Here is a 561-nt window from a genome sequence, read left to right as displayed (position 1 = left end):
ACGGCTGTAGAGCTCAAACCACTCGGCGTCCATCTCCGTTTTCATCTCCCAACGCAGATTTTTGGCTTTACTGAGCAGTCGTTTTTGACTTCTAGATAGTACGAAATCAGGTATCGATATGCGAATAGGCTGGCAAGCATGGCAACGCTCGCAATGTGGTTTGTATATCGTATCTCCGCTGCGACGAAAGCCATTAGCCATCAATAGTTGATAGTTTTGTTCAGTATGTAATTCAGCGTCCAATGCCACCGCAACACGCTCTTGTCGCTCCGGTAAATAGCTACAAGGATGGTTGTTGGTTAACCCAATTCGAATGTGTTGTAGATCTGTGCTCATGATTCTGAATCCTGCAAAACTTGGGGCGTAAAGGTGTCAGAAGCCGTTTGCTTTTCTCTTAAAGATAGTAGCTTTTGTATGAACTCGTCTCGGTCAAGCTCAAATGCGCCGAGGGATGCCAAGTGCGGGTTCATCACCTGACAATCTATTAATTGACCATGCTTTGACGCCAAATGCGAACACAAATACCACAATGCGATTTTTGATGCGTTGTCTTTCAAACTG

Annotated in this window: 2 pseudogenes; both read right to left on the bottom strand. The window is 45.1% G+C overall.

Going from position 1 to position 561, the window contains the following annotated elements:
* Window positions 1–336, bottom strand: a pseudogene (locus R8O11_RS30210) (arginyltransferase); the annotation flags it as partial.
* Window positions 333–561: pseudogene (locus R8O11_RS30205) on the bottom strand (leucyl/phenylalanyl-tRNA--protein transferase); the annotation flags it as partial. The pseudogenes R8O11_RS30205 and R8O11_RS30210, both read right to left, overlap by 4 nt.

The organism is Vibrio sp. 1288, assembly GCF_033344475.1.
Note: the sequence above shows the minus strand (reverse complement) of the source record. Positions and strands in the feature narration are given on the sequence as shown.